12 protein-coding genes and 1 pseudogene are annotated in these 23266 nt (G+C 73.0%); 4 read left to right on the top strand and 9 right to left on the bottom strand.

The features are described from left to right. Nucleotides 1-148: 148 nt before the first annotated feature. Entirely contained in the window at nt 149-1276 is a 1128-nt protein-coding gene (locus ACKTSN_RS21025) for a DUF2786 domain-containing protein (RefSeq protein WP_409470524.1), read from the bottom strand. 137 nt (nt 1277-1413) lie between these two features. Here ACKTSN_RS21025 and ACKTSN_RS21030 point away from each other — a divergent pair, with 137 nt between their 5' ends. Together ACKTSN_RS21030 and ACKTSN_RS21035 are read left to right on the top strand one after the other, a co-directional pair. Beyond that, nucleotides 1414-2160: a Clp protease N-terminal domain-containing protein gene (locus ACKTSN_RS21030; protein WP_409470525.1), complete on the top strand. Its 747-nt coding sequence runs from the start codon at nt 1414-1416 to the stop codon at nt 2158-2160. Between the two features lie 35 nt (nt 2161-2195). After that, the gene (locus ACKTSN_RS21035) at nt 2196-3890 is read left to right on the top strand and encodes a bifunctional 3'-5' exonuclease/DNA polymerase (RefSeq protein ID WP_409470526.1); all 1695 of its coding nucleotides are present in this window, start codon (nt 2196-2198) and stop codon (nt 3888-3890) included. A gap of 52 nt (nt 3891-3942) precedes the next feature. On the opposite strand, the gene ACKTSN_RS21040 is transcribed toward ACKTSN_RS21035, so the two are convergent. Next, nucleotides 3943-7476, bottom strand: a complete 3534-nt coding sequence (locus tag ACKTSN_RS21040) for an AfsR/SARP family transcriptional regulator (protein WP_409474884.1) — start codon at nt 7474-7476, stop codon at nt 3943-3945. Nucleotides 7477-7931: 455 nt separating this feature from the next. On the opposite strand from ACKTSN_RS21040, the gene ACKTSN_RS21045 reads away from it, so the two are divergent. Continuing rightward, the gene (locus tag ACKTSN_RS21045; protein ID WP_409470527.1) at nt 7932-8891 is read left to right on the top strand and encodes a D-2-hydroxyacid dehydrogenase family protein; all 960 of its coding nucleotides are present in this window, start codon (nt 7932-7934) and stop codon (nt 8889-8891) included. Nucleotides 8892-9253: 362 nt separating this feature from the next. Here the strand turns inward: ACKTSN_RS21045 and ACKTSN_RS21050 are convergent, their stop codons facing one another. Beyond that, entirely contained in the window at nt 9254-9469 is a 216-nt protein-coding gene (locus ACKTSN_RS21050) for a hypothetical protein (RefSeq protein ID WP_409470528.1), read from the bottom strand. 873 nt (nt 9470-10342) lie between these two features. Then, nucleotides 10343-10540 (bottom strand): annotated as a pseudogene (locus ACKTSN_RS21055) (IS701 family transposase); the annotation flags it as partial. Nucleotides 10541-10855: 315 nt separating this feature from the next. Here ACKTSN_RS21055 and ACKTSN_RS21060 point away from each other — a divergent pair. Beyond that, a complete protein-coding gene (locus tag ACKTSN_RS21060) occupies nt 10856-11407 on the top strand; it encodes a Uma2 family endonuclease (protein WP_037753081.1) in 552 nt (183 codons plus the stop codon). On the opposite strand, the gene ACKTSN_RS21065 is transcribed toward ACKTSN_RS21060, so the two are convergent. The 5 genes from ACKTSN_RS21065 to ACKTSN_RS21085 all read right to left on the bottom strand — a co-directional run bounded on the left by ACKTSN_RS21065 (nt 11401) and on the right by ACKTSN_RS21085 (nt 23136). Continuing rightward, the gene (locus ACKTSN_RS21065; protein ID WP_409470529.1) at nt 11401-12696 is read right to left on the bottom strand and encodes a TIGR02679 family protein; all 1296 of its coding nucleotides are present in this window, start codon (nt 12694-12696) and stop codon (nt 11401-11403) included. The genes ACKTSN_RS21060 and ACKTSN_RS21065 overlap by 7 nt on opposite strands. Then, the gene (locus ACKTSN_RS21070) at nt 12686-16774 is read right to left on the bottom strand and encodes a TIGR02680 family protein (RefSeq protein ID WP_409470530.1); all 4089 of its coding nucleotides are present in this window, start codon (nt 16772-16774) and stop codon (nt 12686-12688) included. Before ACKTSN_RS21070 ends, ACKTSN_RS21065 begins: the two co-directional genes overlap by 11 nt. Next, complete coding sequence (locus ACKTSN_RS21075; RefSeq protein WP_409470531.1) at nt 16771-18213, bottom strand: TIGR02678 family protein; 1443 nt, start codon at nt 18211-18213, stop codon at nt 16771-16773. The genes ACKTSN_RS21070 and ACKTSN_RS21075 overlap by 4 nt, the downstream gene beginning before the upstream one ends. Before the next feature lie 13 nt (nt 18214-18226). After that, nucleotides 18227-19774 (bottom strand): TIGR02677 family protein, encoded by a 1548-nt coding sequence (locus tag ACKTSN_RS21080; RefSeq protein WP_409470532.1) that lies wholly within the window; start codon nt 19772-19774, stop codon nt 18227-18229. Between the two features lie 200 nt (nt 19775-19974). Next, the gene (locus ACKTSN_RS21085; RefSeq protein ID WP_409470533.1) at nt 19975-23136 is read right to left on the bottom strand and encodes a DEAD/DEAH box helicase; all 3162 of its coding nucleotides are present in this window, start codon (nt 23134-23136) and stop codon (nt 19975-19977) included. Nucleotides 23137-23266 lie beyond the last annotated feature (130 nt).

Below are 23266 nucleotides of genomic sequence, written 5' to 3' on the forward strand. Positions count from 1 at the left end.
TCAGATTACGGTAGATGTGGCGCGTATCAGGGGGGACATGTGGGGTGCACCAGGCGCGTGGTGGAGCCGGGGCGGGCACCCGCGCGGCGGGTTCGTACATGATGATCAGGGCAACGTCACGGCTCCAGAGGACCCACTCATGCGCGCCTCAGCGCAGGGGCCGACGCGGCTTCGTCTGCGCCCGGTCGGCCGCCTCGGAGCCCTCCGTCCAGCCCGCCTCGTCAGTGACGCCGCGCAGGCGGGTCGTGGTCGTCTCCGGGAACATGCGGTCCAGCCGGTCGGTGACCGCGACCTCGCGTGAGGCGAGCACCGGGAGCAGGTCCTGGGTCACCTGCGTCTGTGCCGCCGCGGCCAGGCGGATGCCGATGCGGTGGGTGTAGGCCGCCAGGAACGACTGCCGGAAGGTCTTGGTGCGCTTGCGGCCGCCCGCGCGCTGGGCGGCCTCCGCCTTGGTCATCGCCGTCTGGGCCTGCACGAGGAGCGAGGTGTAGAGCAGCTCGACCGCCTCCAGGTCGGCCTCGAAGCCGACGACGGTGGAGAAGCCGAAGGGTTCGTTCCACACGGCACGGCAATGATTGGCGGTCGCCACCGCGTCCAGCAGCACGACCTTCGCCTGCTCGTACGGCGGTTCAACGCCGATCCGGCAGGCGCCGGGGGCGTCGTGCGGGGTGTGGTCGCGGCTCGACAGCAGCGCCTCGTCGATGCTGTGCCGGGCCATCAGCTCCTGCGCCTTGGCGCTGAGCGCCTCCGCCTCCTGAGGGAACCCGGTCGCCTCCGCCTTCTCCAGCAGCGCGCGGATGCGGGTGAGCATGCGGGACTCGGGCCTGCCCGTCTGCCGCGGTTCGTCCTCCAGTGGCTCCAGCGCGGGCAGGCGCAGCAGGAGACGGTACAGCTCCAGGACGGCGGTCGCGTGCGAGAAGCGGTCGGTGCGGGGCGGGACTTCGGCGGGCAGGTCGTCGAGTTGTGCATTCCAGCGGGGGCCGCGGGGGCGGTCGTACGGCTTCTGCGCGCGGATCAGCGCCGAGAGCAGTCGTACGTGTACGTCGTCCAGCTCGCGCCGCACGAGCCGTACGACGTCCGCCGGCTGCCAGCCACGCCGCCAGACCGCCGCGACGAACTCCTGGCCGCGGCGGGCGAGTTCGGCGTCCGCGGCGGGGTCGGCGGCGAGGAGGGAGGCGCCGGTGTCGAGGGCGGTGTCGGTGTCGGCGTACAGGGCGTGCCGGAAGGCTCGGTCGACGGTGCCGGGCGCGTCGCTCGGACTGCTCGTGCTGCTCACCGGGCGATGGTGCCATGGGGCGGGTGCCGAGCGGCTCCGGCCTTGTGCAGGCCGAGGGCCGCTGCTTCGCCAAGCCACCCCGAAGCGGGTGTCAACCTCGGGTTGACACCCCTCTCGCGTCAACCTACGGTTGACACATGTCGACGAACCCGACCATCACGTCATCCGTACGTCTCGACGAACTCATCGCGGCCATCAAGAAGGTCCACGACGAACCCCTCGAACAGCTCCAGGACGCGGTGATCGCAGCCGATCACCTCGGTGAGGTGGCCGACCACCTGATCGGCCACTTCGTGGACCAGGCCCGGCGATCGGGTGCTTCCTGGACCGAGATCGGCAAGAGCATGGGGGTCACCCGGCAGGCCGCGCAGAAGCGGTTCGTGCCCAAGGAGTCGACCGACCTCGACCCCAGCCAGGGCTTCCAGCGGTACACCCCGCGCGCCCGCAACGCGGTCATGGCCGCCCACAACGAGGCCGTCGCCGCCCGCAACCCCGAGGGCCGCCCCGAGCACCTCGCCCTCGGGCTGCTGGCCGAACCGGAGGGCCTGGCCGCCAAGGCGATCACCGCGCAGGGCGTCCTCCTGGACACCGTGCGGCAGGCCGCCACTGCCGCACTGCCACCGGCCGCGGAGGAGGTGCCGGACCTCGTCCCCTACGGCTCCGACGCCAAGAAGGTCCTGGAACTCACCTTCCGCGAAGCCCTCCGCCTCGGCCACAACTACATCGGCACCGAGCACATCCTGCTGGCCCTGCTGGAGTTCGAGAACGGCGAGGGGGTCCTGTCGGGCCTCGGCCTCACCAAGCCCGCGACGGAGGAGTACCTCGCTGCGGCACTCGCCAAGCTCAAGGTGACATTCGGCGAGCAGGGCGAAGCGCAGAGCTGACGGCGTTGTCAGTCCCGCCTGCCACACTCGCTTGCATGACCGACCGGTGGGCACTCGCTCCGGCCGAGGACGGTGGCGTGGAGATCGCCCCCCTCGGTCCGGACGGGCTGCTCGCCGGGCCGGCGCGGTGGGAGGCGGATCCGGCCGAGGCCGTGCGTGGGCGGCCGGAGGTCACGCGGTGGGTGTGGCGGTCCACCGCCGAGGTCTATCCGCGGCTGCTCGCCACGGGGGTGCGAGTGGAGCGGTGCTACGACATCGAGGACGCCGAGACGCTCCTGCTCGGCCACGAGGGGCGGTACGGGGAGCCGAGGTCGGCGGCCGCGGCCCTCGCTCGGCTGCGGGGCGGCCCCGTGCCGCCGGATCCGCCCCAGCGTGCGGCCGAACCGGGCTCGCAGTCCTTGCTCTTCGAGCCGCAGTCGGTGCACGTCCCGCTGGCCGACCTCGTCGAGGTGTACGCCGACCAGCAGCGGCGGCATGACGCGACCGCGCACCCGGAGCGGATGCGGCTGCTGACGGCGGCCGAGTCGGCGGGGATGCTCGTCGCCGCCGAGATGAACCGGGCCGGGCTGCCGTGGAGCGCCGAGGTGCACCGCCGGGTGCTGCACGAACTGCTCGGCGAGCGGTACGCGGGCGGCGGGGAGCCGCGGCGGCTGGCAGAGCTGGCGGACGAGGTGTCCGACGCGTTCGGGCGCCGGGTAAGGCCCGATCTGCCGGCCGATGTGATCAAGGCCTTCGCGCAGGCCGGGATCAAGGTCAGATCGGCCCGCCGCTGGGAGATCGAGTCCCTCGACCATCCGGCGGTGAAACCGCTGGTCGAGTACAAGAAGCTGTACCGCATCTGGGTCGCCCACGGCTGGTCCTGGCTCCAGGACTGGGTGCGCGACGGGCGTTTCCGGCCGGAATTCCTCGCGGGCGGCACCGTCACCGGACGCTGGGTCACCACCGGCGGGGGCGGGCTCCAGATCCCCAAGGTCATCCGCCGTGCCGTCGTCGCCGACCCCGGCTGGCGGCTCGTCGTCGCAGACGCCGACCAGATGGAGCCGCGCGTGCTGGCGGCGATCTCGCGCGACCCCGGCCTCATGGAGGTGGCCGGCCGGGAGACCGACCTGTACCAGTCCGTCTCCGACCGCGCCTTCTCCGGCGACCGCGCCCAGGCCAAGCTCGCCGTGCTCGGCGCCATCTACGGCCAGACCTCCGGCGACGGCCTGAAGAACCTCGCCGCCCTCAGACGCCGCTTCCCCAAGGCGGTGGCGTACGTCGACGAGGCCGCCCGGGCGGGCGAGGAGGGCCGACTGGTGCGGACGTGGCTGGGGCGGACCTGCCCGCCGGCCGCCGGGGCGAGCGAGGACGCGGCCGAGGAGGCGGGCATCCCCCAGGACGATCCGGGCGAGGCCGTCGCCGGCGGCCAGGAATGGGTCCCCGGCTACGCCTCCACCAACGCCCGCGCCCGCGGTCGCTTCGCCCGCAACTTCGTCGTCCAGGGCAGCGCCGCCGACTGGACCCTGCTGCTGCTCGCCGCATTGCGGCGAACCTGCGCGGACCTGGCCGCCGAACTGGTCTTCTTCCAGCACGACGAGGTGATCGTGCACTGTCCGCAGGAGGAGACCGAGGTGGTCGTGGCGGCGATCCGGGAGGCGGCGGAGCTGGCCGCGCGGCTCACCTTCGGAGAGACACCGGTGCGGTTTCCGTTCACGACGGCGGTGGTGGAGTGCTATGCGGACGCGAAGTGACGTCAGGTGGGAGGACTCGAATGCGCCGGGTGCTTCGGCCGGCTCGGCCTGCTCACTCGGCCGGATCCGCTCCTGCGCCTGAGGAGATCAGCTCCCTGAGCTCCCCGACGACCGCCCGTTCGTCCGTCCCGTCCAGGGCGGCAAGGGCCGAGCGCCACTCCTCGTACGCCTCCTCGGCCCGTCCCTGGTCGCGCAGCAGCAGACCGTGCTGGTGGCGGGCGAGACCGTCGGTGTAGCGGTCGGCGCGGGCCTCAGCGCGGCGCAGCAGCTCCGCGCACTCGCGACCGGCGCGTTCGGCATGCCCGAGCAGCCGCAGGGCGCGGACCAGGCCGAGCCGGGTCTGGGACTCGCCGTGCCAGTCGCCGTGACCGCCGAGGATGCGCAGGCTCTCCTCGAAGTGCTCCGCGGCGGCGGCCGGTTCACCGAGCGTGAGGTGGGCGTAGCCGATGTTGCAGTGCGCGGAGTGCTGGACGATGACGGCGCCGACCTCGACGCCGATGGCGAGCGAGCGTCGGTGCTGTTCGATGGCGGCGCGGGGGTCCGTGTGCTCGTACAGATTGCCGAGATGGCTGTAGGTGACGGCCTCGCCGTAGGGGTCGCCCAGCTGCCGGGAATACTCCAGGCTCTGCCGCAGCGCGTCCTCGGACTCGGCGTACCGGCCCAGCCCTTCCAGCAGCAGCCCGCGGTTGTTGAGGCAGCGCCGGATCCAGGAGACGGCACCGAGCCGCCGCCAGATCTCCAGCGCCCGGTCGTTGAGCGCGAGCGCCTCGCTCTGACGTCCGGTCAGAAAGTGCAGCCCGGCGAGGTCGCCCAGCGCATACGCCTCGGCCGCCGCGTCCTCGAGCCGCCGTGCCAGATCGAGCGCGGCCCGCCCGAGCAACTCCATCTCGGCGACGCGACCGCTGCGCTGGACGTAGGGGAAGAGCAGACGGAGGAGGGTGGAGAGCCAGGCCGGCCGGTTGTCCGGGCGTCGGTTGTGGTCCGGGCCGCGGTCGCCCGAGCCTCGACGCCGCGCGCCCAGCCGCCGATCAGCCGGCCGTCGGCCATCCAGGCGTCCGTCGTCCGCGCCCGGGTCAGCCCCCGCGTGCGCGTGGCGCTCGACCAGCGCGACGACATTGGCGAGCTCGGCATCCCCCCAGGCGAAGGCCGCTTCCGGGCTGTCGAACGGAGGAACCGTTCCCACCTGGGAGGCGTGTTCGGCGGGCTGGGTCGCGGTCGGGCGGCGGCGGTCGTCCTGGTCGGGGCCAGGTTCGACGATGGCGGTGAGGATGCGCTCGGCGACGGCGGCGTACCAGCGCAGGGCGGTCTCGGCCATGTCGTCACCCTGGTCCGCCGCTGCTGGTGCCCCGGCAGGCAACGTGTGCCCGTCAAGGAGCGGCGTCCGGTGCGTGCTCTCGGCGTGCCGGCCGGAAGTCCTCGTACTGGATGTACTTGGGCTTTCGGCCGGTGCGGCGAGTGGGGGCACCTCCCGCGCCCTTAGGGCAGCGGGGGAGCGTGCCGGGCGTCGCGACGGGGCGAACGTTTCCTGCCGGAGCGCCAGCTCACGGGCGAAGTCCCGGACGAGGTCGTGGGGTGCGTAGCGGCCGTACGCCGTCTCCTCCAGGAGCGCCACGTCCACCAGCCGGTCCAGCGCGGCCTCGGCACGCCGCTCGTCGGTGCCGGTGAGCCGGGCGAGCAGCGGCGCACCGTACGCGGGCAGATCCAGCGCGCCGATGCGCCGCAGCGCCAGCGCCGCGTCCCGGTCGGCTTCGCGGTCGGAGGCGGCGAGCGCGTCGTGCGCGACGGCGAGGGAGCGGCGCACGCTCAGGTCGTCGTACTCCAGATGGTGCAACCGCCCTTCGGTGGCGGCCAGTTGCCCGGCGAGCACATCCGGGGTGAGCGCCCGGCGGGCGGCGAGCCGGGCCGCGACGACGCGCAGGGCGAGCGGGAGCCGTCCGGTGAGTTCGACGAGCGGGTGGGCGGCGTCGAGGCCGTCCCGTCCGGAGACTGCGCGCAGCAGCTCCGCGCTCTCCGCGTCGGTCAGCGGCGCGAGCGGGAAGCGGCGGGCGCCGTCGAGGGCGGTCAGCGGGGAACGGCTGGTGACGATCACCGCGCAGCCGGCGCCGGCCGGCAGCAGCGGCCGTACCTGCGCAGCGCTCGCGGCATCGTCCAGCACCATCAGCGTGCGCGTCGGCGCGAGCAGTGAGCGCAGCAACGCGGCCGCCGCATCGGGGTGTTCGGGGATACGGCGGGGCTCGGTGCCGAGGTCACGGAGTAGGGCGGTGAGCGCCTGGCCGGGGGTGAGGGGGGTCATGCCCGGAGTGGCGCCGTGCAGGTTGACGTAGAGCTGCCCATCGGAGAAACGTTCCGCCATCCCATGTGCCACATGCAGCGCGAGCGCGCTCTTGCCGACCCCGGCCATACCGCTGACCACGGCCACGGCGGCCGGCGCAGCGAGAGCTCGACGCAGTGCGTCCCGTACGCAGTGCCGACCAGTGAAGTGGCCGGGCGGGGGCGGGAGTTGGGAGGGACGGGGCACGCGGGGCGCGGCGTCGGCCACCGGCCCGTCCCCCACGGACGGATCACCGGCACAGGCGGAAGCACCGTCGCACGTCCCGCGGCCGTGCCGACCCTCACCACCCGCGGCCGTACCCCCCTTGACCTGGTCGGACGGCCCCCGTGAACCGCCCTCCGCGGCCCCCCGCAACACCTCCATATGCGCCTCCCGCACCCCCGTCCCCGGCTCGACCCCCAGCTCCTCGACGAGCCGGGCGCGAAGATCGCGATGGACGGCCAGCGCCTCCGCACGGCGGCCGGTGCGGTGCAGGGCGAGCATCAACTGACGGTGGTACGCCTCCCGCAGCGGATACTCGGCGGCCAGTGCCGCCAACTCCGGTACGACACCGGCGAGTCGCTCACCCCCGAGGGCCAGCTCGGCGTCGTACCGCCACTCCAGCAGGAGCAGCCGCGCCTCGATCAGCCGCTGCACAAAGGCGTACCCGCCCACCTCGGGCGGCAGCCCGCTCAGCGGGGCCCCCCGCCACAGCACGAGCGCCCCCGCGCACTCGTACACCGTGCGCTCCCAGTTCCGCCCGGCGTGCGCGGCGCGCGCCGCGGCGACATGCGCCTCGAAGACGTGGACGTCCAGCTCGCCCTGTTCGACCCGCAGCAGGTACCCCGGCTGCACCGCGCGCAACCGTTCGGGATCGTCGAGCAGCCGACGCAGCCGGGCGACATGGTTGTGCAGGGAGGCGTGCGCGGACGCAGGGGGCGCCCCGCCCCACAACGCGTCCTTCAGCGACTCGACCGGGACGACCCGACCGGCTTCCAACAGCAGCGCGGCGAGCAGAACACGAACCTTGGCACTACGGACGGCACGCACCGCGAGCGCCGGCCGCCCGGCACCCACGCCCGCACTCCGCACTCCTTCCCCACCGCCCCCAATGCGCCCAGCTGCCCCAAGCTCCCCAGCGCCCCCAGCGACCGCGGCGTCATCCGACCCACAGGGCTCGCACCACTCCGCCGCACACGGCTCGTACAGCACAGGCGACCCCAGCAAACCGAACCGCAGTCCGAACCGAGGCCCGCACCACAGTTCGCCCCGCATCACACCGCCCACAGCCTTCCCGCGCGCCCGCGCCACCCGACCGCGCTCCACGACGGAGGACCACCATTCCTGGCGGATTTCCGCCCTCGTCACGGCGGTTTCCCGCCACCCGCACCATGACGGCCTCCGCCGGAGTCCACTACCGTTCCGGCCGTTTCCCGGCACCGATCCCGGCGCCGACTGGCGACTTCACGCCAATTGGCTGACAACGACATGGAGAACCGTTGGCCACATGTTAGCGATCCGTTGGTGGAGCCTGATGTGATCACTACAACGGATCTGGCCCGACGGTGCGCGCGTCACGCGTCGCTCGGGGGAGTGTCACCGCCGCGGCCGGATCCGGGGACGCCCGTGGCTCCGGTCGGCTGAGGTGAACGACCGGGGCCCGCGTCCTTCCACGCGGGATCGCCCGCCACCCTTGGGTGAGACACCGACACCCCCGGGAGAGAACCGACATGCGATTCCGCTGCGCCGTGCTCGACGACCACCAGAACGTCGCGGCCTCCGTCGCCGACTGGTCACCGGTGAGCGACCGGGTGGAGGTCGTCACCTTCTCCGAACATTTCACCACCGAGGACGAACTCTCCACGGCCCTCGCGGACTTCGACTTCGTGGTGACCCTGCGCGAACGCGTCCCCTTCCCGGCCTCGCTCCTGAACCGCCTCCCCCGCCTCAAGCTGCTGATCGCCTCCGGCATGCGCAACTCTGTGATCGACTACGCCGCCGCCCGCGCAGGCGGCGTCACCGTGTGCGGCACGGAGAGCTCCTCCACTCCCCCGGTCGAACTCACCTGGGCCCTGCTGCTGGGCCTGGCCCGCGGAATCGTCCAGGAGAACAACGCCCTGCGCGCCGGCGGCCCCTGGCAGTCGACGGTCGGCGCCGACCTGCACGGCCGCAGGCTCGGCCTGCTGGGCCTCGGCAAGATCGGCAGCCGGGTCGCCCGGATCGGCCTCGCCTTCGGCATGGAGGTCACCGCCTGGAGCCAGAACCTCACCGAGGAGCGGGCGGACGAGGTCGGAGTGCACCGGTCCGCCACCAAGGAGGCTCTCCTCACGACCAGCGACTTCGTCTCCGTCCACCTGGCCCTCGGCGACCGCACCCGCGGCCTGCTCGGCCCCGCCGAACTCGCCCTCCTGAAGCCGACCGCCTACCTGATCAACACCTCGCGCGCGGCGATCGTCGACCAGGACGCCCTTCTCACCGCCCTGCACGAGGGCCGCATCGCCGGCGCGGCCGTCGACGTCTTCGACACGGAACCCCTCCCCACCGACCACCCGATGCGCACGGCCCCCCGCCTCCTGGCCACCCCACACCTCGGCTACGTCACCCAGGCCAACTACGAGCGCTACTACGGCCAGGCCGTCGACAACATCCGTGCCTACCTCGCCGGAACCCCGGTACGCCTCCTCGGCTGACCCGCCCCGCCATCTCACGCAGCCAGGGCTCGAGCCGCTCAGCGGGACCGGAGGGCCACAACAGCAGCAACGGTGCCCCGGCCGGGGCGAGTCTCTTCAGGCTTCTGCACCTCTGTGGCCGGCCCCTGGCTTGGCCGGCGCGTACCCGGTAGTCCGGCCCGGTCAAGTACCGCAGGGCGTGGCCGGGCAGACCGATCGCCAACAGGCAGACGAGCACACGAAGCTCCTGGCGGGCGCCGGTGCTCTCAGTCAAGAGCCCGTTGCCGCCAGGAGCTTCGTCGTTCGCACAGCCTGCGTCCGCCAACGCCCCGACCACACCGTTGGGCAGGAAGGGGCTCACCGAGTGGCGTTCAGGCCGCCGGTCAGAGGGAGGCGCTGACGCTGGCGTGCTGGTACTGGCCTACGGCGCCGAGGACCTCGTTCTGGGCGGCGGCGGCCTGGGTCAGGAGAGACGAGTCGCTGACCGCCGTGGGGCCGACGACGACGCTGGCGTGCGGGTTCAGGTGCAGGCCGCCGGAGACGTTGTCGAGCTCGGCGTCGGAGATCTCGACGGTCTCGACCTGGTGAGCGGAGTTCATGATGTTTTCCCTTCGTATGGATGATCCACAAGGGGGGTGGCCCCGCTGGGGACTGCTGGCGGGCTCGACCGCAGGCACGCGGCGCCCGTTTCCGGAAACCGGTCGCGCGACCTCGCGGCGCAAAGGATCAAAGCACGGAGCGCGCCGGGCATCCAATCGACCGATGCTCTCATCAGGACAGTTGAAGGTGCGGACTACGGCATCCGTGCAGGCATCCACACGAGTTGGGGACGGCTTCTCCACATGCTGCGCCACACCGGTACGTCACCGGTATTGCCACCGTGATTCGGAACGGGACACTCCGCGCGAACGGAGCGCCGTCCGGCAGGGGCTTTGGCAGATTCCTCGCACACCTTGCCGCGGTTGCGCATTCGATGTGCAGATTCACTGAACCCGGAGTGGCACCGGCGTGGGCGACACCTTCAAGCCTCGCCCGGAAGCCAGCCCGGAGCGTCAGCCGGACCCCGGCCCCGAACCGTCAATTGAGACCAGAATCGAGACCACGGACAGCCGAGCGGCCCGCGCCCGCCGCCGCATCCGCTGAACGAAAAAAGCCCAGCTCAGACCGTGTCTGAGCTGGGCTTCACTGAGCCGCCTTCGGGATTCGAACCCGAGACCTACGCATTACGAGACCGTGAGCGATCATGTTGCCGGATACCGCGTGATGCCGCCGAGTGATGTCGTGCCTGATCAGAGTACCTGCGACAGGTTGCCCCCTGCTACCTCATGCTGCCCCGTCCAAAGGCGTCCGGCCACCGAGCGGCCATCGGATCGGGCACTCCCGAAGCAACGGGTCTCGAATCGTTGAGTTGTCGGACTCGGACAAAGCCCTCCCGCCTTCGGAACAGGCAAGTTGGTGGGCCGCGTCGCGGCGGTCCGGACGACGAGCGCGACGAACAGGCGGCAGATCCCGTCGCAGGACAACGGGATCAGGTCGTCCGGCGTGGGTCGGTGTGCGTGTTCGTCGGCGCGGACGACGGCGAGGAAGGCGTGGGCCGGCATCGCAAGGGTGGCCCAACGGGCCCAGGCGGGGTAGCGGCGGACCTGGTGCTCATCCAGCCCGGCCAGCCCTGTGACGACTGATACCGCCAGATGCCATTGTGCCTGATCAGACCGCATGCGCCGTACCGGACGCCGGTACCTCGTACCGCACCGTCCAAAGGCGTCCGGCCGCCCCATGGCCACGCCGGAAGGTGCCCGCCGCCCCTGGCAGTCACCCAACGCCACCTGTTGGGTCCGAACACTTACGGGCCCAGCTCACGCCCCGCGTCACAACGCCCGCTCGTGCGGACGGCTCCCCCTACGGTGTGCGCGCACGCCACGGAAGTCCACCCCTGCAGCGGCGCTGTCCGCCGTATCATGACCGCACACGGGAAGGAGCCCTCCATGAGCGTCGACTCGATCATGCACACCGAGTTCCCCAAGGGGTACACGGTCCTGTTCGGGGCCGACGGAAAGGTGATCATGACCCCGCAGAGCGAAGAGCACTCCAGCACCATCAGGTCGATGCAGATCGACTCTCTCGCCCTCGGTCGTCACGCGAAGGTCACCTCCGACGTCTACATCGACTTCCCAGCCGACGAGAACTCCGCCCCCGACCTCGCCATCCTGCGCGAGGACGCTCGCAAGGAAGGCAAGCGCTACAGCTTCGAGGACGTCCTGCTGATCTCCGAGGTTGTCTCGACCTCCTCGGCGCGCAAGGACTATGACGACTGCACCACCAAGTACGGGCGCTACGGCATCCCGATCTACCTGGTCGTGGACCCCTACGCCGGTGAAGTCGTCCTGCACACCCAGCCCACCGCGAACGGCTACAGCACCGCGCTCAAGCGCGCGTACGGCACGGGCAAACTCCCCGTCCCCCTGGCCGACGGCCGCATCTTCACCCTCGACCTCGACGAGCTCCCCCGGCCCGAGCCGGAAGCCGGCGCTCACTGAGAAAACACCGGCCGGGCCAGGTCGGACAGGAGCGCGGGCAGGAGACGTTCCTCCATGACCGTGCTGCCCGACTCCTCCATGGCGAGGGCGAGTTCGGGGTCCCAGGGGCTGGCCGCGGGCGGTCCCGCGAGGGGTGTGGACTCGCCCTCGTCGAGTGCCGCCGTGTAGTCGGCGCCAGTCATCCGCCACGGGACGGCGCCGTGGCGGGCCACAGCGTCCGCGGTGATGCGCAGGCCGGCCCAGTCGAAGTCGGCGCGCCAGTGCAGCCGGGCTCCCGCGTGGACGGCGTCGCCGAGCAGTTTGTGGCAGGCAGCGGACGGGACGCCCTCGGTGCAGACCAGGGCGGCGCCGGTGTCCTGCAGTTCGCCGGCCGCGGCGCGCAGGACAGCCGGGTTCTCGCAGACGAAGATGGTGCGGGCTGCGGGGACGACGGGGTCGGTGGCGAGTTGGTGGAGGGTGAGCCGGAAGGGTATGCCGAAGCCGGCGGCGTCGCGCAGCCAGTCGCAGACGACGGTGTCGCCCCTGGCGCCGATATTGAGGACGAGTACCTGGCTGGCGAGGTCGTCCGCGATGGCTCCGGCGCTCTCCCACAGGGCGCGCCGCCCGGCCCGGTCGCGCGGTACGGCGCGGCCGTCGCCGACGCGCTGGGCGAGGGCGCGCAGGACGAGCTGTTCGAGCGGTGTGCCGGGAACCAGGGCCTTGGTGTCGCCGGTGGCCCATTCGGCGAGGACCGGAAGCGGCAGGACTGCGGAAGACCGTGCCGACGAGCCCGTGCAGCGGTCCCCGTCGCCGCAGAGCCGTTCCAGGACACGTGCCGCCGCGTCGAGGAGCGGCGCGTCCCCCCGGCGTACAAGACGGGTGAGGGTGCCGTCGGCGGCGATCCGCTCCAGCCAGGCGGCGAACCATCCCTGCCCGGCGAGCCTGCTGGAGCGGACGGATTTCAGGGCCTGGTCGCGGCGCGATTCCTCGTCGGCCCGTTCGGCAGGCAGGTCGCGCAGCGAGCCATGGAGACGGCCGAGAGTCTGGAGGAGACCGGTGCCGTAGCGGTCGTACAGGTACCCGTCCAGATCGCGTATGGGTACGGCGAGACGTCTGGCAGTCTCGGGCCGGTAGCGGCCGGTGATGCCGATGACGGTGCGGCGCTCGGCCTCGCTGGGCCCCGTGAGCCCGATGTCGCCGTCGAGCGCGCCGCCGGTGCGCTCCAGCCTGCGGCGGGCGGCGGCGAGCAGCCGGGTCCATCCCTCGCCCCGCAGCTCGTCGTACGCCGACGGCTCACGCTCAGTGGACAACCGCGGCCCCCTCGGGCGCCGGGGCGCGCCGGGTGCCGGGCGAGCCGAGGGCGGTGGTCAGGTCGCTGGTGTCGTCGGCGAGGAGCCGGTCGCCGTCCCAGACGAGCAGCAGCGCGGAGACGGTGTGGTCGACGGCGGTGTGCGCGAGGTCGTAGTGGGCGGCGGCGGACACGGAGGCGTGGGCGGCCCACAGGTCGTAGCCGGTCATGAACAGGTCGAGGTCGAACTGCGCGGCCAGCGACATGAGTTCACCGCGCCCGGTATCGTCCACGCCCGCGAACGCCTCGTCGAGAGCGAGCAGGCGCGGGGCGTGCGGGTCGGCGGAGTTGAGCATGGCGTGCGCGGCGGCGAACAGCGGCAGATGGAGCGACACCGACTGCTCACCGCCCGACAGCCGACTGTGCCGGGCGCGGGTGAGCCTCTCCTCCGTCTTGTCGGGGCGTACCAGCTGGAAAGCGAAGAGCCGCCAGCGCCGGTAGTCGAGGACCTCGGCGAGCAGTTCGCGGTAGGGCTGGTCGCGGTGGCGGGCGCGGGCAGTCTTGATCTGCGCGGCGAAGTGCGTGCGCACCCGGGCGAGTCCGTCGGGGCCGAGGCGGGCGGCGTCGGCGTCGAGGAGAGCGCAGACGGCACGCTGTTCGTCGTCGAGATGGTCGGCGAGCAGCCAGCTCACGCCGACCGTCGTCCCCGAGGACATCTGCCGCTCGCGCATGTCGGTGTTCATCCGCCGGATCAGGTCGCGGGCGTCGATGGTGCGGTCGTGGATCTGCTGGGCGAGCCGGGTGAGCAGGGCGTCCTCCAGGATGCGCTGCTCGGACTCGGAGAGCAGTTCGGCCTGGTCACGGCGGTGGGCGGAGATCTTCTGCGCAAAGGCCGCCACCGGCAGCGGGCCCTCCTCGTCGGCCACACGGACGAGGATGACCCCGTCGGAACCGTCCCACTCGGGCCGGTAGTCCTGCCCGGCGGCGGCCAGCTGCGCCTGCAGGTCGTCCAGGGCCTTGGTGAGACGGGTGACGGACTGCTTGAGGCTGGATTCGGTGGGGGTGAGGTCGCGGGTCGCGGCGAGGATCGCCTCGTGTACGGCGGCCACGGCCGGCGGGAGTGTCTCGCCGGCCCAGTCGGCCTCCTGGGCGGGCCAGGCGAGTCCGGGCGGGCAGCGCAGGATGTCGAGGAGTTCCCTGACGGCATACGGGCGCAGGGAGCGGGCGGTGTCCTTCTCCTCCGCCGCTGCGACCGACCGGGCCTCGGCCGCGGCCGTACGGCGGGCCTCAGCCGCGGCGGTACCCGCGATCGCGCTGTGCTGAGCGGTGCGGGCCGCCTCGGCCTCCCCCACCAGGGCGTCGATGCCGTCCTCGGTCTTCTGCACCTGGCGCATCACCTCCTGCGCCTCGGCCCCGACGGCCTCCTGGAGGGCCTCAAGTCCCGCGGCCTCCTGGGTGTACCGGCGGCGTGCCGCGCGCTCGGTGTCCGCTGCCGCCTCCTCGTCCTCGGCGGCGACGATGAGTCGGTCGGTGGCTGCCTCGGCCGCCTCGCTCTGGCGGGCGTGTTCGCGGCGGCGGGCGGCTAGTTCACGGACCGCCGTCTCGAAGGCGCGGGTGGCGGTCTCGACGGCGTCGACGCGGTCGGTCTCGATGGCGTGCTCGGCGGCGGTGCGGCGCAGGGCGCGCTCGGCGACCGAGCAGGCGGCCACCGACTCGTCGTACGAGCCCTGGGCGGCGTCGGCGGCGTCGCGGGTGGCGCGCAGCCTCGCTGCGGCCCTGTCCAGTTCGCGCAGCGCCTCGGTGATGCCGGTGGTGCGGGGCAGGGCGGCGCGGGCAGCGGCGTACGCGTCGAGGACGGCGTCCGTACGGGCCTGCGCACGCGCCAACTCGTCCAGCTGGTCGGAGAGTTCGGCCAGGAGCGTCTCGCAGGCGGCGATCCGGGCGGCGCGCCGCCGGGCACGGGCGGTCGCGCCGACGTACTCGGCGTGTTCCTTGGTGTGGGCACCGACCAGGACACCGGCCGCGTACCGGCCGTCGGGGCTGATCTGCGGGATGCCGGTGTCGAGGTCGCCGGTGACGGCGACGGATCGCAGTACGGCGGTGATCCGGGCGGCGGTCGGGATCGCATCGCCGACCTCGGGGACCTCGGGGCGCAGGAGGTCGGCGAGGCTCGGTCCGCTCACCGGAGAACCGGCTCGCAGCCAGCCCTCGCTGCGCCCGGCCGCCATGGGGGCGTCCTCGGCAGTGAGGAGGGCGTCAAGCAGGCCCGATGCCTCCAAGGCGGCTTCCAAGTCCGCTCGCTGGCGGTCCGACAGGTGGTCGTCGAAGTCGACGAGCCGCCACAGCGGAACACCCCCCTCACCAGGCGCCCTCTCGGCAGTGCGGCCACGGGCCGGGGGCGGGGCGTCGTCGTGTTCGGCGGCGATCCGGTCGCGTTCGGCCTCCGTCTCGGCGCGGCGGCGCTCGACACCGGCGCGCTGGGCGCGCAGGGCGGCGAGGGAGTCACGCAGTTCCTGTACGGCGGAGGCGGTGGCCTCGGTGAAGGCGTCTGCGAGCGTGACCGCCTCGGCCTCGCCGGTGAGTTCGAGGGCTTCGGCGAGTCGGCCGACCCCCTCCTCGGTAATGAGCTCACCATGAGCCTCCGCCCACTGTCCCAGTGCCTCACGGGCCTGTTCGCGGGCGGATTCGAGAGCCGACCCGGCGGCCGTCTCGGCGGTTTCGGCCGCGCTGACGGCCTCTTCGGCACGGTCGAGCGATGCCCGGGCGAGGTCACGGGTCTGCTCGGCGCCGCGTGCCGCCTGCTGGGCGGCGCGCACGGCCCGGACGCCCTCGTGGCGCGCCGCAGCGAGTGCGGCGGAGCGTTCGGCGAGGCGGGTGGGCTCGGCGTCGGCCGGGGACCAGGAGAGGCTGGCGGTGTGGGCGTGGTCGGCGACGGCGGCGGCGTCCCGGGAGACGGCGGTGTCGAGCTCGGCGGCGAGTCGCGCGGCGTGTTCGGCCTCGGCGCGGGCGCGACCGGTGGCAGCCGTACGGCGTTCACGCTCGGCGGTCGCCTGCCGGGCGGTCTGCTCGCAGGTGCGTACCAGGCGTTCCAGGTCGGCCAGTTGCTCGACGGCCTGGTAAGCGGCGGAGGAGCGCAGCTGGTCGAGACGGGCGCGCTGGGCGGCGAGCAAGGCGTCGGCCGACTCGGCGCACGTCTCGGCGGCGGCCTGCTGCTCGCGGGCCGCCGCCAGGTCCGCGGTGGCGGTGCGCAGCGCGCCGGCGCGCTCGGCGGTCTCGGTACGGCGGGCGGTGAGCCGGTCCGCGGCGGCGCGGGCGTGGACCCGCAGGTAGGTGGAGTAGCTCGCGAGGAAGACGCGGGTGGCGTCGTCGGCGGCGGCCAGTCCCTCCAGGGTGCGCTGCACGGACTCCATGTCGTCGAAGGAGCGGGCGGCCTCGGCGATCAGGTCGTCGTCGAGGGGGCGCAGACCGGCGGTGAGGGTGTCGGAGAGCTTGGCCGGGTCGAGGTTCTTGGCGAGCTGCGGGCGGCGCAGCGTGAGGATCAGGGTGAGCAGTTGCTCGTACCTCTCCGGGCCGAGGCCGAACAGGCGCTGGTCGACGGCGGCGCGGTAGTCGGCCGTGGAGGCGATCAACTCGCGTCTGAGTTCGGCGGCGAGTTGCTTCTTCGTCATCGGCCGGTCGTCGTGGGTGAGGAGGGAGAAGTCCTCGCCGACCCGGCCTTCGGCGACGAAGTGCCAGCGGGCGGGTGTGTCGCGGTGGCGCTGGGCGTGCAGCCCGATGCCGCAGGTGACGGCCTCGCCGGTCTCCCGGTGGGTGAACTCGATCCAGACGTAGCCGAGCGCGCTGTCCTGCCCGCGGAAGAGCAGGTTGGACTTCATCGTGCGGTCCTCGGCGGCGAACGGGTTGAGCCTCTTGGGGTCGATACGGCCGTCGAGGACGAAGGGGAAGAGGACTTCGAGGGCCTTGGTCTTGCCGGATCCGTTGGGGCCGCGCAGCACCAGCCAGCCGCCGGCGAAGGAGAACTCCTCGTCCCGGTAGTCCCACAGGTTGATGATTCCGGCGCGGGTGGGAACGTAGCGCGCTGCTGGGGCGGGGGTGCTCACGGAGTCGGGTCCTCGGCAGTGTCGTTGACGGTGTCGTCGGCGAACAGGGCGGTCTGAGAGGGCGGCCCGGCCACCGTACGGGTCTTCACCCGGGCCGTGACCCCCCGATAGCGGGCGAGCAGCGGCAGGGCGAGGGCCCCGCCGTCGACCCGGGTGATCAGCGACATGGCGGCCAGCAGGTCGAGCGCCTGGCCGAGCAACCGGTCTGGGTCGCCGCGCAGATCGGCGGCGAAGCCCGCGCCGTACTCGGTGGTGATCTCCTTGAGCCTGCCCCGGAGCCAGGAGTCTGTCACGAAGGGGTAGCGGGTCTCCGCCGGCTCCTGGCCCTCGTCGTCGGGCGTCTCGTACACAGACACCTCGTACGCCGACTCCTCGTCCGGCTCGGCGAGTTCGGCGACCAGTCCACGCGACGGCAGGGCCGCGTCGATACGCGCGGCGCGGACCGTCAGGCGTTCGGCGGCGGTGGGCGCGGGCAGCAGTTCGAGAGCGTGCCGTCCGGAACGCCGCACGGCGGCGCTGATCCGGGCGGCGAGGAGCAGCGCGGCCTGCGCGACGGTGCCGCCGCCGGGAAAGCGGATGTCGGACAGCCTGCCGGAGGTGTCGATGAGCGCCACGCCCTCGGCCCGCCGCTCCACCGTCAACCCGGTCAGCCGCTCCAGGTCCTCGGCGAGGGCGGGGGCCCGCAGCTGGCCCAGGAGTTCGGTGTCGGCGTCGGCGTAGTACGCGACCGGGTTCTCCAGCACCAGGCGGCGGGCGCGGCGGGCCTGGTCGCGGCGCTGAGCGGCACGGCCTGCGGACAGGCCCAGCGCGCCGGAGGAGTCCAGCAGCGCGGTGACCGAGGTCAGATGCTGCAGGACCCGGGTCGGGTGGTGGACGGCGAGGAGGATCTCGCGGTCGATGTCGTACAGGGCCTCGGCGCGCTCGGGATCGCCTGCCCAGGCGGTGGCGGAACCGTCGGCGAGGGTGAGCGCGCCGCGTTCGGTGAGCCAGGTGACGGCGTCGACGAAGGCGTCCCGGTCGGGTTTGCGGGCGGTGTCGAGGCCGAGTCCGTCGATGCGTACGGCGTCGGCGGCGACCGCGTCGGCCAGTTCGCCGAGCGCCACCTGCGCGCCGTGGCGGCCGAGGGCCGCGAGGGTGAGGACGAGGTAGGCGTAACGGCGGCGGTCGAAGGGGCGGCCCGCTCGGGTGAGGGCCGGGCGGGTGGTGTCCAGGCCGTCCTGGGCGCGCTGGAGCCGGGCGGTGTCGGCGGTGGTGACGAGCCGGTACCCGAGTGCCTCCATCAGGTCGGTGCGCAGTTGGTCGGCCCAGCGGCGCACCGTCGCCAGGGCTGCCTTGTCCGGGTACCCGGACGTGACCAGCGGGTGCCGCAGGACGAGCCGTACCGCCTTCTGGTAGTCGGCGAGTTCGAGCGGGGAGACGCCCTCGGCAACACGGCTCATATGACGGCCTCGCTCATGTGGTGACCTCCAGGCGCAGCCCGTCGAGATGGAGACGGCCGCGCACGGTGTCGACGGTGGTGGATCCCTCGGCGGGGGTGAGGGTGAGCCGTACCCCGTGGGCGGAGCCGGAGGAGGCGGTGACCCGGCGGCTGGCGGGGACTCGGGCGGCGAGCGCCACGTCCAGCAGGGCCAGCAGGGCGCGTGTCTCGGGCTCGTCGAGGGTCCGGCCGTACACGCCGTCCGAGGCGAGGGAGTTCGCGGCGCCGCGGCGCTCGGCCTGCTCCTTGAGCTGCTCGGCGCGGAGCAGGGCCCGCCGGTCGTCGTCGCGTTCGATGCGGCCGGGGCCGTGCAGGGCCGGGGTGCGGCCGGACTGGACGAGGGTGCGGGCGAGTTCGACCGGTTCGGCCTCCCACCAGGACGTACGGCCGGGGATCCGCTCGGGGTCGGCGTACGGGACCGCGATGTGGCGGGGCGCGCCGAGCCCGAAGACTGCCTGGAAAAGGGCGTGCGCGTCCTCGTCGCTCTCGCAGGAGGTGAACCACTGGGCGAGGTGGCGCAGTTGGCTCTCCCGGCTCACCCCGCCCCGGCGGGCCTCGGTGACCCGGCGCAGCAGGGCGAGGACGGAGCGGATCGCGGTGACGGTGGCGTCCTGCAGCCGCTCGGTCTCGCTGTGCTCGCGCTCCGCGAACCAGTGGACGATGCCGTCCCACCGGTGCCGCCAGTCCGCGAGGCGCTCGGCGGGGCTGCGGAAGAGCCGTTCGTCGGCCTCGGCCGCGAACTCGACCATGCGGTCCACACCGGTGGCCGCGGCCTTCTCGACCGCCTCGGCGAGCAGCGGGGCGTAGCGCCCGAGTTCGGCGGTGAACTCCCGCATGTGCGCGAGGAGCGTGTCCTTGTGGGCGAGGAACACCTCGGGCCGGGTGTCGTTGGTGCGCGCCAGGTCGCCCAGCATGAGGTAGAAACGGGCGGCACGCTGCGCCATCTCGTTCAGCACCGAGTCGAGACGGCCGAGCTTGCGGTACACCTCCTCGCCGTCGCCCGCCGTGTTGGCCTCGGCCAGCGCGCGCAGGTCGCCGAGGATGTCGGGGAAGACCAGGCGGGAGAGCTGGGCGTCCTCCAGGCTCGCGCCGAGCACGTCCTCCACCGCCCGGTACGCCCGGTACCCGGCCTGGGTGAACTGGTACACGTAGTGCCGGTTGCGGTACTCGGCGAGGTTCGCAGCGCGTGTCCCGTCGTACGACCGGTCCAGGACCTGCCACTCCGCGAGCGCGTCGAGCAGCGGCTGCACACCGGCCGCCCCGCCGACGGCGCCCGCGGCGGGATGGTCGACGGCGAGCCGCTCCAGCAGCCCCACCGTGTCCGAGGCGTGCAGCAGCACCTGGTAGTTGGCGCGTCCACGGTCGAAGGCACGCAGCAGCCACAGGTACTCGTGGCGCTTCTCGGCGGCGACGAAGTGGAACAGCCGCATCCGGTCGTCGAGGGAGAACGCGTCAATGCCGAACGCGCCCTCGTCGACGGGGGCTGCGGCGTCGGGCTCCGGGACGTCGAACTCGTCACTCACGGAACTCTGGGCTTCCCTTCTCCCCTGCTTCGGCTGGTACACGTCCGGCCGGACGTGGGCCGGCGGATCCACACCAGTCTGCCGCACCCCGATCGGTGCGTGTGAGCCGCTCCTCGGCCCATGCCACTTGTGCTACCGTGCGCCCGTTTCACGCTTCCTGCCGGGCGGTGGCCGCCGTAGGGACCCGCCCTGCGGTCGGCTCAGCGGCGGATCGCCGCGTACGCCCCGAGCCACCCCGTCCCCAGCCGGTCACCGCCCCTGGTGAAGACGGCCGCCCCGCTGTTGCCGGCCGAGTTGTCCGACGGGTCGTCGGGCAGCAGGAGCAGGGTGGTCGCCTCGCCGTCGCAGCTGTGCAGGGTGGTGGTCGTGCCGTTCCACAACCGGATCACCGAGCCCGGCGGGGCCGCCACCCGGAACATGTCCTCCCGCAGGTCCAGGTGGACGCCGGTGGCACGCTCCGCGAGCAGCGCGCGGTAACGGTCCGGGGGCAAGGCGCAGTCGTTCGGCGGTGTCGTCCCACTCCAGTCGGGGGCGTCGACGCCGCGGGCGCGGGCCGCACGCCACATCCGGGGAACGAGATCGGGCGCGAGCGGGGCGGTGGCCATCCGTTCGCACATCCACAACAGCCGTCCGGCCCCACGGCCGGGCCCCAGTGCGCGCCACCGCATGCGCTGGGCCAGGTCACCGGCGACGACGGCCGCCCACGGGTGGACCGTGCCGATCGGGCCCTGCGCGCCGAGCCAGGCCAGGTAGCGCTGGGCCTCTTCCAGGATGCCGGTCATGGAGTCGACGGGGATGCCCAGCACGTAACCAGGACGACCGCGGAAGAGGCCGGGGCGGTCGGCGACGAGGTGGAGGACCGCGCGGGCGAGGTCTCCGGCCACCGGCTTCGGCTCGTCCCACGCAGGCTCGTCGGTCTCCTGCGGCTGCTCTTGCTCCGTCTCGCGCAGTACGCGGCGCAGCGCGGCGCGGGCCCGGTCGGTGAACGGTGCCTGCTCCAGCACCGGTAGGCGGGTGCTGAGCAGGGCCGTCAGGGACCGCTCGGCGGTGAAGGCGTCTTCAGGCACCGGGGCCTCTCGCACTGCGGTGGCCAGGTCGTCGGCGAGGGCGGCGTCCACCATGAAGCGGCTGGTCAGCCTGCCCAGCGGGCTCGTCTCCCAACGGTCCTCGCCGACGGGGGCGCGCAGACAGCCCGCCGTCGTGAGGAACGCCGCCGCCTCACGCAGGGGTTCGACACCGGCGTGTCCCTGGTGCGCGGCCAGCGTCCCCGACCACCACCGCTCCGCCTCCTCGACCGTGGACACCCGTTCCTGGACGGCCTCGGCGAGGAGGTGGTCGGGCAGGTGGTCGCCAAGCCGTGACCGCACCGTGTATCCGGCGGCGAGCCGGGCCTGCCAGTGCGCCCGTTCCCCCGGGTCGGCGAGCAGGAACGCCCAGCCCTCGCGCTCCCCGGCGCCGATGCGGCCGGCCCGTCCGAACATCTGCTGGACCATGGACACCTCGACGCGGTCCAGGCCGATGGTGGTGTCGGCGACGATAACGGCCCGGGCGGGGAGGTTGACGCCCGCGGCGAGGGTGGAGGTGGCGACCAGGATGTCCGCCTCGCGGGCTCGGAAGGCCTGCTCGGCGTCCCGCTTGTAGGGCCAGTCCCGGTAGTGGAGCCGCACCCCGGCCTTGGTGCACAGCCGCTCGACGAGTTCGGCGTCGTCCGCGTCCACGCCGGCGGTCGCCGCACCACGGTCGGCGGCCAGCGCCAGCGCGGTCGCCCGCACCCGGCGCTTGCTGCCGCAGAACACCAGCACGCTGCCGCCGTCCGCACCGACCCCGCGGGCGATCCGTACAGCGGCCTCGGTGCGCACCGCAGCCCTCGCCGCCCAGTCCGCTTCTTCCGCCGTCGGCAGGACCGGCAGCTGCCAGGTCAGCCGGGTGGGCCGCCAGGCGGTGCGGACCAGGCGAGCGCCCAGCCACTCGGCGACCTCGTCCGCGTTGGCGACCGTCGCCGACAGCCCGACGATCCGCGCGCCCGCACCGTCCTCCCGTACCCGCGCGAGCAGCGCCTCCAGTACGGCGCCACGCACCGGATCGCCGAGGAGATGGATCTCGTCGACGACCAGACAGCCCACCTCGGCGAGCGCGTCGCGCAACGATCCCGCACGGCAGATCGCCTCGAACTTCTCCGTCGTCGCCACCCACACATCGGCCGCCCGGATCAGCCCGGAGTCCACAGCGGCCTCCCCGGTCAGCCGTACCACGCGCAGACCCCGGCGCCGCCACAGCTGGAGCTCCCGGTCGAGTTCGTCGGTGAGCGAGCGCTGCGGCACCAGCCAGGCGGCCTTCTCGCCCCGGGCGTGCGCGTCCAGCGCCGCGACCATGCCGATCGGGGTCTTGCCCGCGCCGGTGGGCGCCACCACCACCAGATGCCCGGTGCCCTCCCGTACGACGGGAACGGCAGCCACCTGGGCCGGGTTGAACGACGGATGCGGCAGCAGCGCGGCCCACTCGGCGGGCACCAACTCCCCAACGGGCACGTACGCATCGCCGTCGTCCTCCGGCAACTCCTCCAAACCGTCCCACTGCGCGGCGAAGGCATCCCTGGCCGCCACCGCCCAGGGACCCGCGGCCGGGACAGCGCCACCCGGACCGACCGCGACCAGATCCGTACGGCCGCCCAACTCATTGACCGTGCCGACCTGTTCGGCCTCTTCCCAGTGGCGGCTGCCCCTGTGCGGGACGCCGCGCTCCGCGAGCCAGGTCCGCAGCGCGTCGTATCCCGGACCCTCGGGCAGGATCACCCGCACGTCCTCCGCCGCCGCAACCGCCTCCTCGGTGGGGCGCCAGTCCGGATCGGTCACCTTGCACCACAACAGGGCCCGCTTCTCGGCCTGCTCCGGCACGGCCAGGTCGTCCGGCCACACCGGAGGGTGTCCCCCGCGCATTATCCCGGGGAACTGCCCGGGGCCGCGGATCGCGGTCACGCTGACCCCGGGGCCACTCGGGCAGGGCCCCAGCGGTACAGACACGGCCGCCGAAGACGCGGCCGTGAGCTGGTCGTACGTCTTCACCCCCAGGTCAGCGAGACTGAACGCGGTGGGGCAGCCAGGACAGACCAGCGCGGCATACCGGTACACCCGCCCCTGCGACTCGTACGGCCTGCGCAGCGCGTGCAACTCCCCCTCGCAGACGGGACAACGGCGCTCCACCCGTTCCTCGTAGGCCCAGCCGGGCTCGAAGAACCGCACCGGGAGCTCCCCGCCCAGGGCGACACCCCACCGTCGCCGCACCACCTCGGTCACGGATCCCTCCGCGCCCGTCCCCGACTGTGCCGGGACACCCTCGTCCGTCACTCCGTCCGCGCCGCGCATACCGCGACTGTGGCATGTCGTGATCTACGCCCGCAGGCGGTTCCTACGTCTTCCACCACTACGGGTTCCACCACCATGAGCGCGGCCTGCGCCCAACCTGCCGAGGGAGTCACGACCTCGCCGCGCGGAC

Source organism: Streptomyces flavusporus (assembly GCF_046267975.1).
Taxonomy (GTDB): domain Bacteria; phylum Actinomycetota; class Actinomycetes; order Streptomycetales; family Streptomycetaceae; genus Streptomyces; species Streptomyces flavusporus.

Excerpts from the sequence above, each read along its gene's own strand:
- ACKTSN_RS21030 (WP_409470525.1), top strand. The coding sequence starts at position 1,414 with ATGTCGACGAACCCGACCATCACGTCATCCGTACGTCTCGACGAACTC.
- ACKTSN_RS21035 (WP_409470526.1), top strand. The coding sequence starts at position 2,196 with ATGACCGACCGGTGGGCACTCGCTCCGGCCGAGGACGGTGGCGTGGAG.
- ACKTSN_RS21040 (WP_409474884.1), bottom strand. The coding sequence starts at position 7,476 with ATGCGGGGCGAACTGTGGTGCGGGCCTCGGTTCGGACTGCGGTTCGGT.
- ACKTSN_RS21045 (WP_409470527.1), top strand. The coding sequence starts at position 7,932 with ATGCGATTCCGCTGCGCCGTGCTCGACGACCACCAGAACGTCGCGGCC.
- ACKTSN_RS21050 (WP_409470528.1), bottom strand. The coding sequence starts at position 9,469 with ATGAACTCCGCTCACCAGGTCGAGACCGTCGAGATCTCCGACGCCGAG.
- ACKTSN_RS21060 (WP_037753081.1), top strand. The coding sequence starts at position 10,856 with ATGAGCGTCGACTCGATCATGCACACCGAGTTCCCCAAGGGGTACACG.
- ACKTSN_RS21075 (WP_409470531.1), bottom strand. The coding sequence starts at position 18,213 with ATGAGCCGTGTTGCCGAGGGCGTCTCCCCGCTCGAACTCGCCGACTAC.
- ACKTSN_RS21085 (WP_409470533.1), bottom strand. The coding sequence starts at position 23,136 with ATGCGCGGCGCGGACGGAGTGACGGACGAGGGTGTCCCGGCACAGTCG.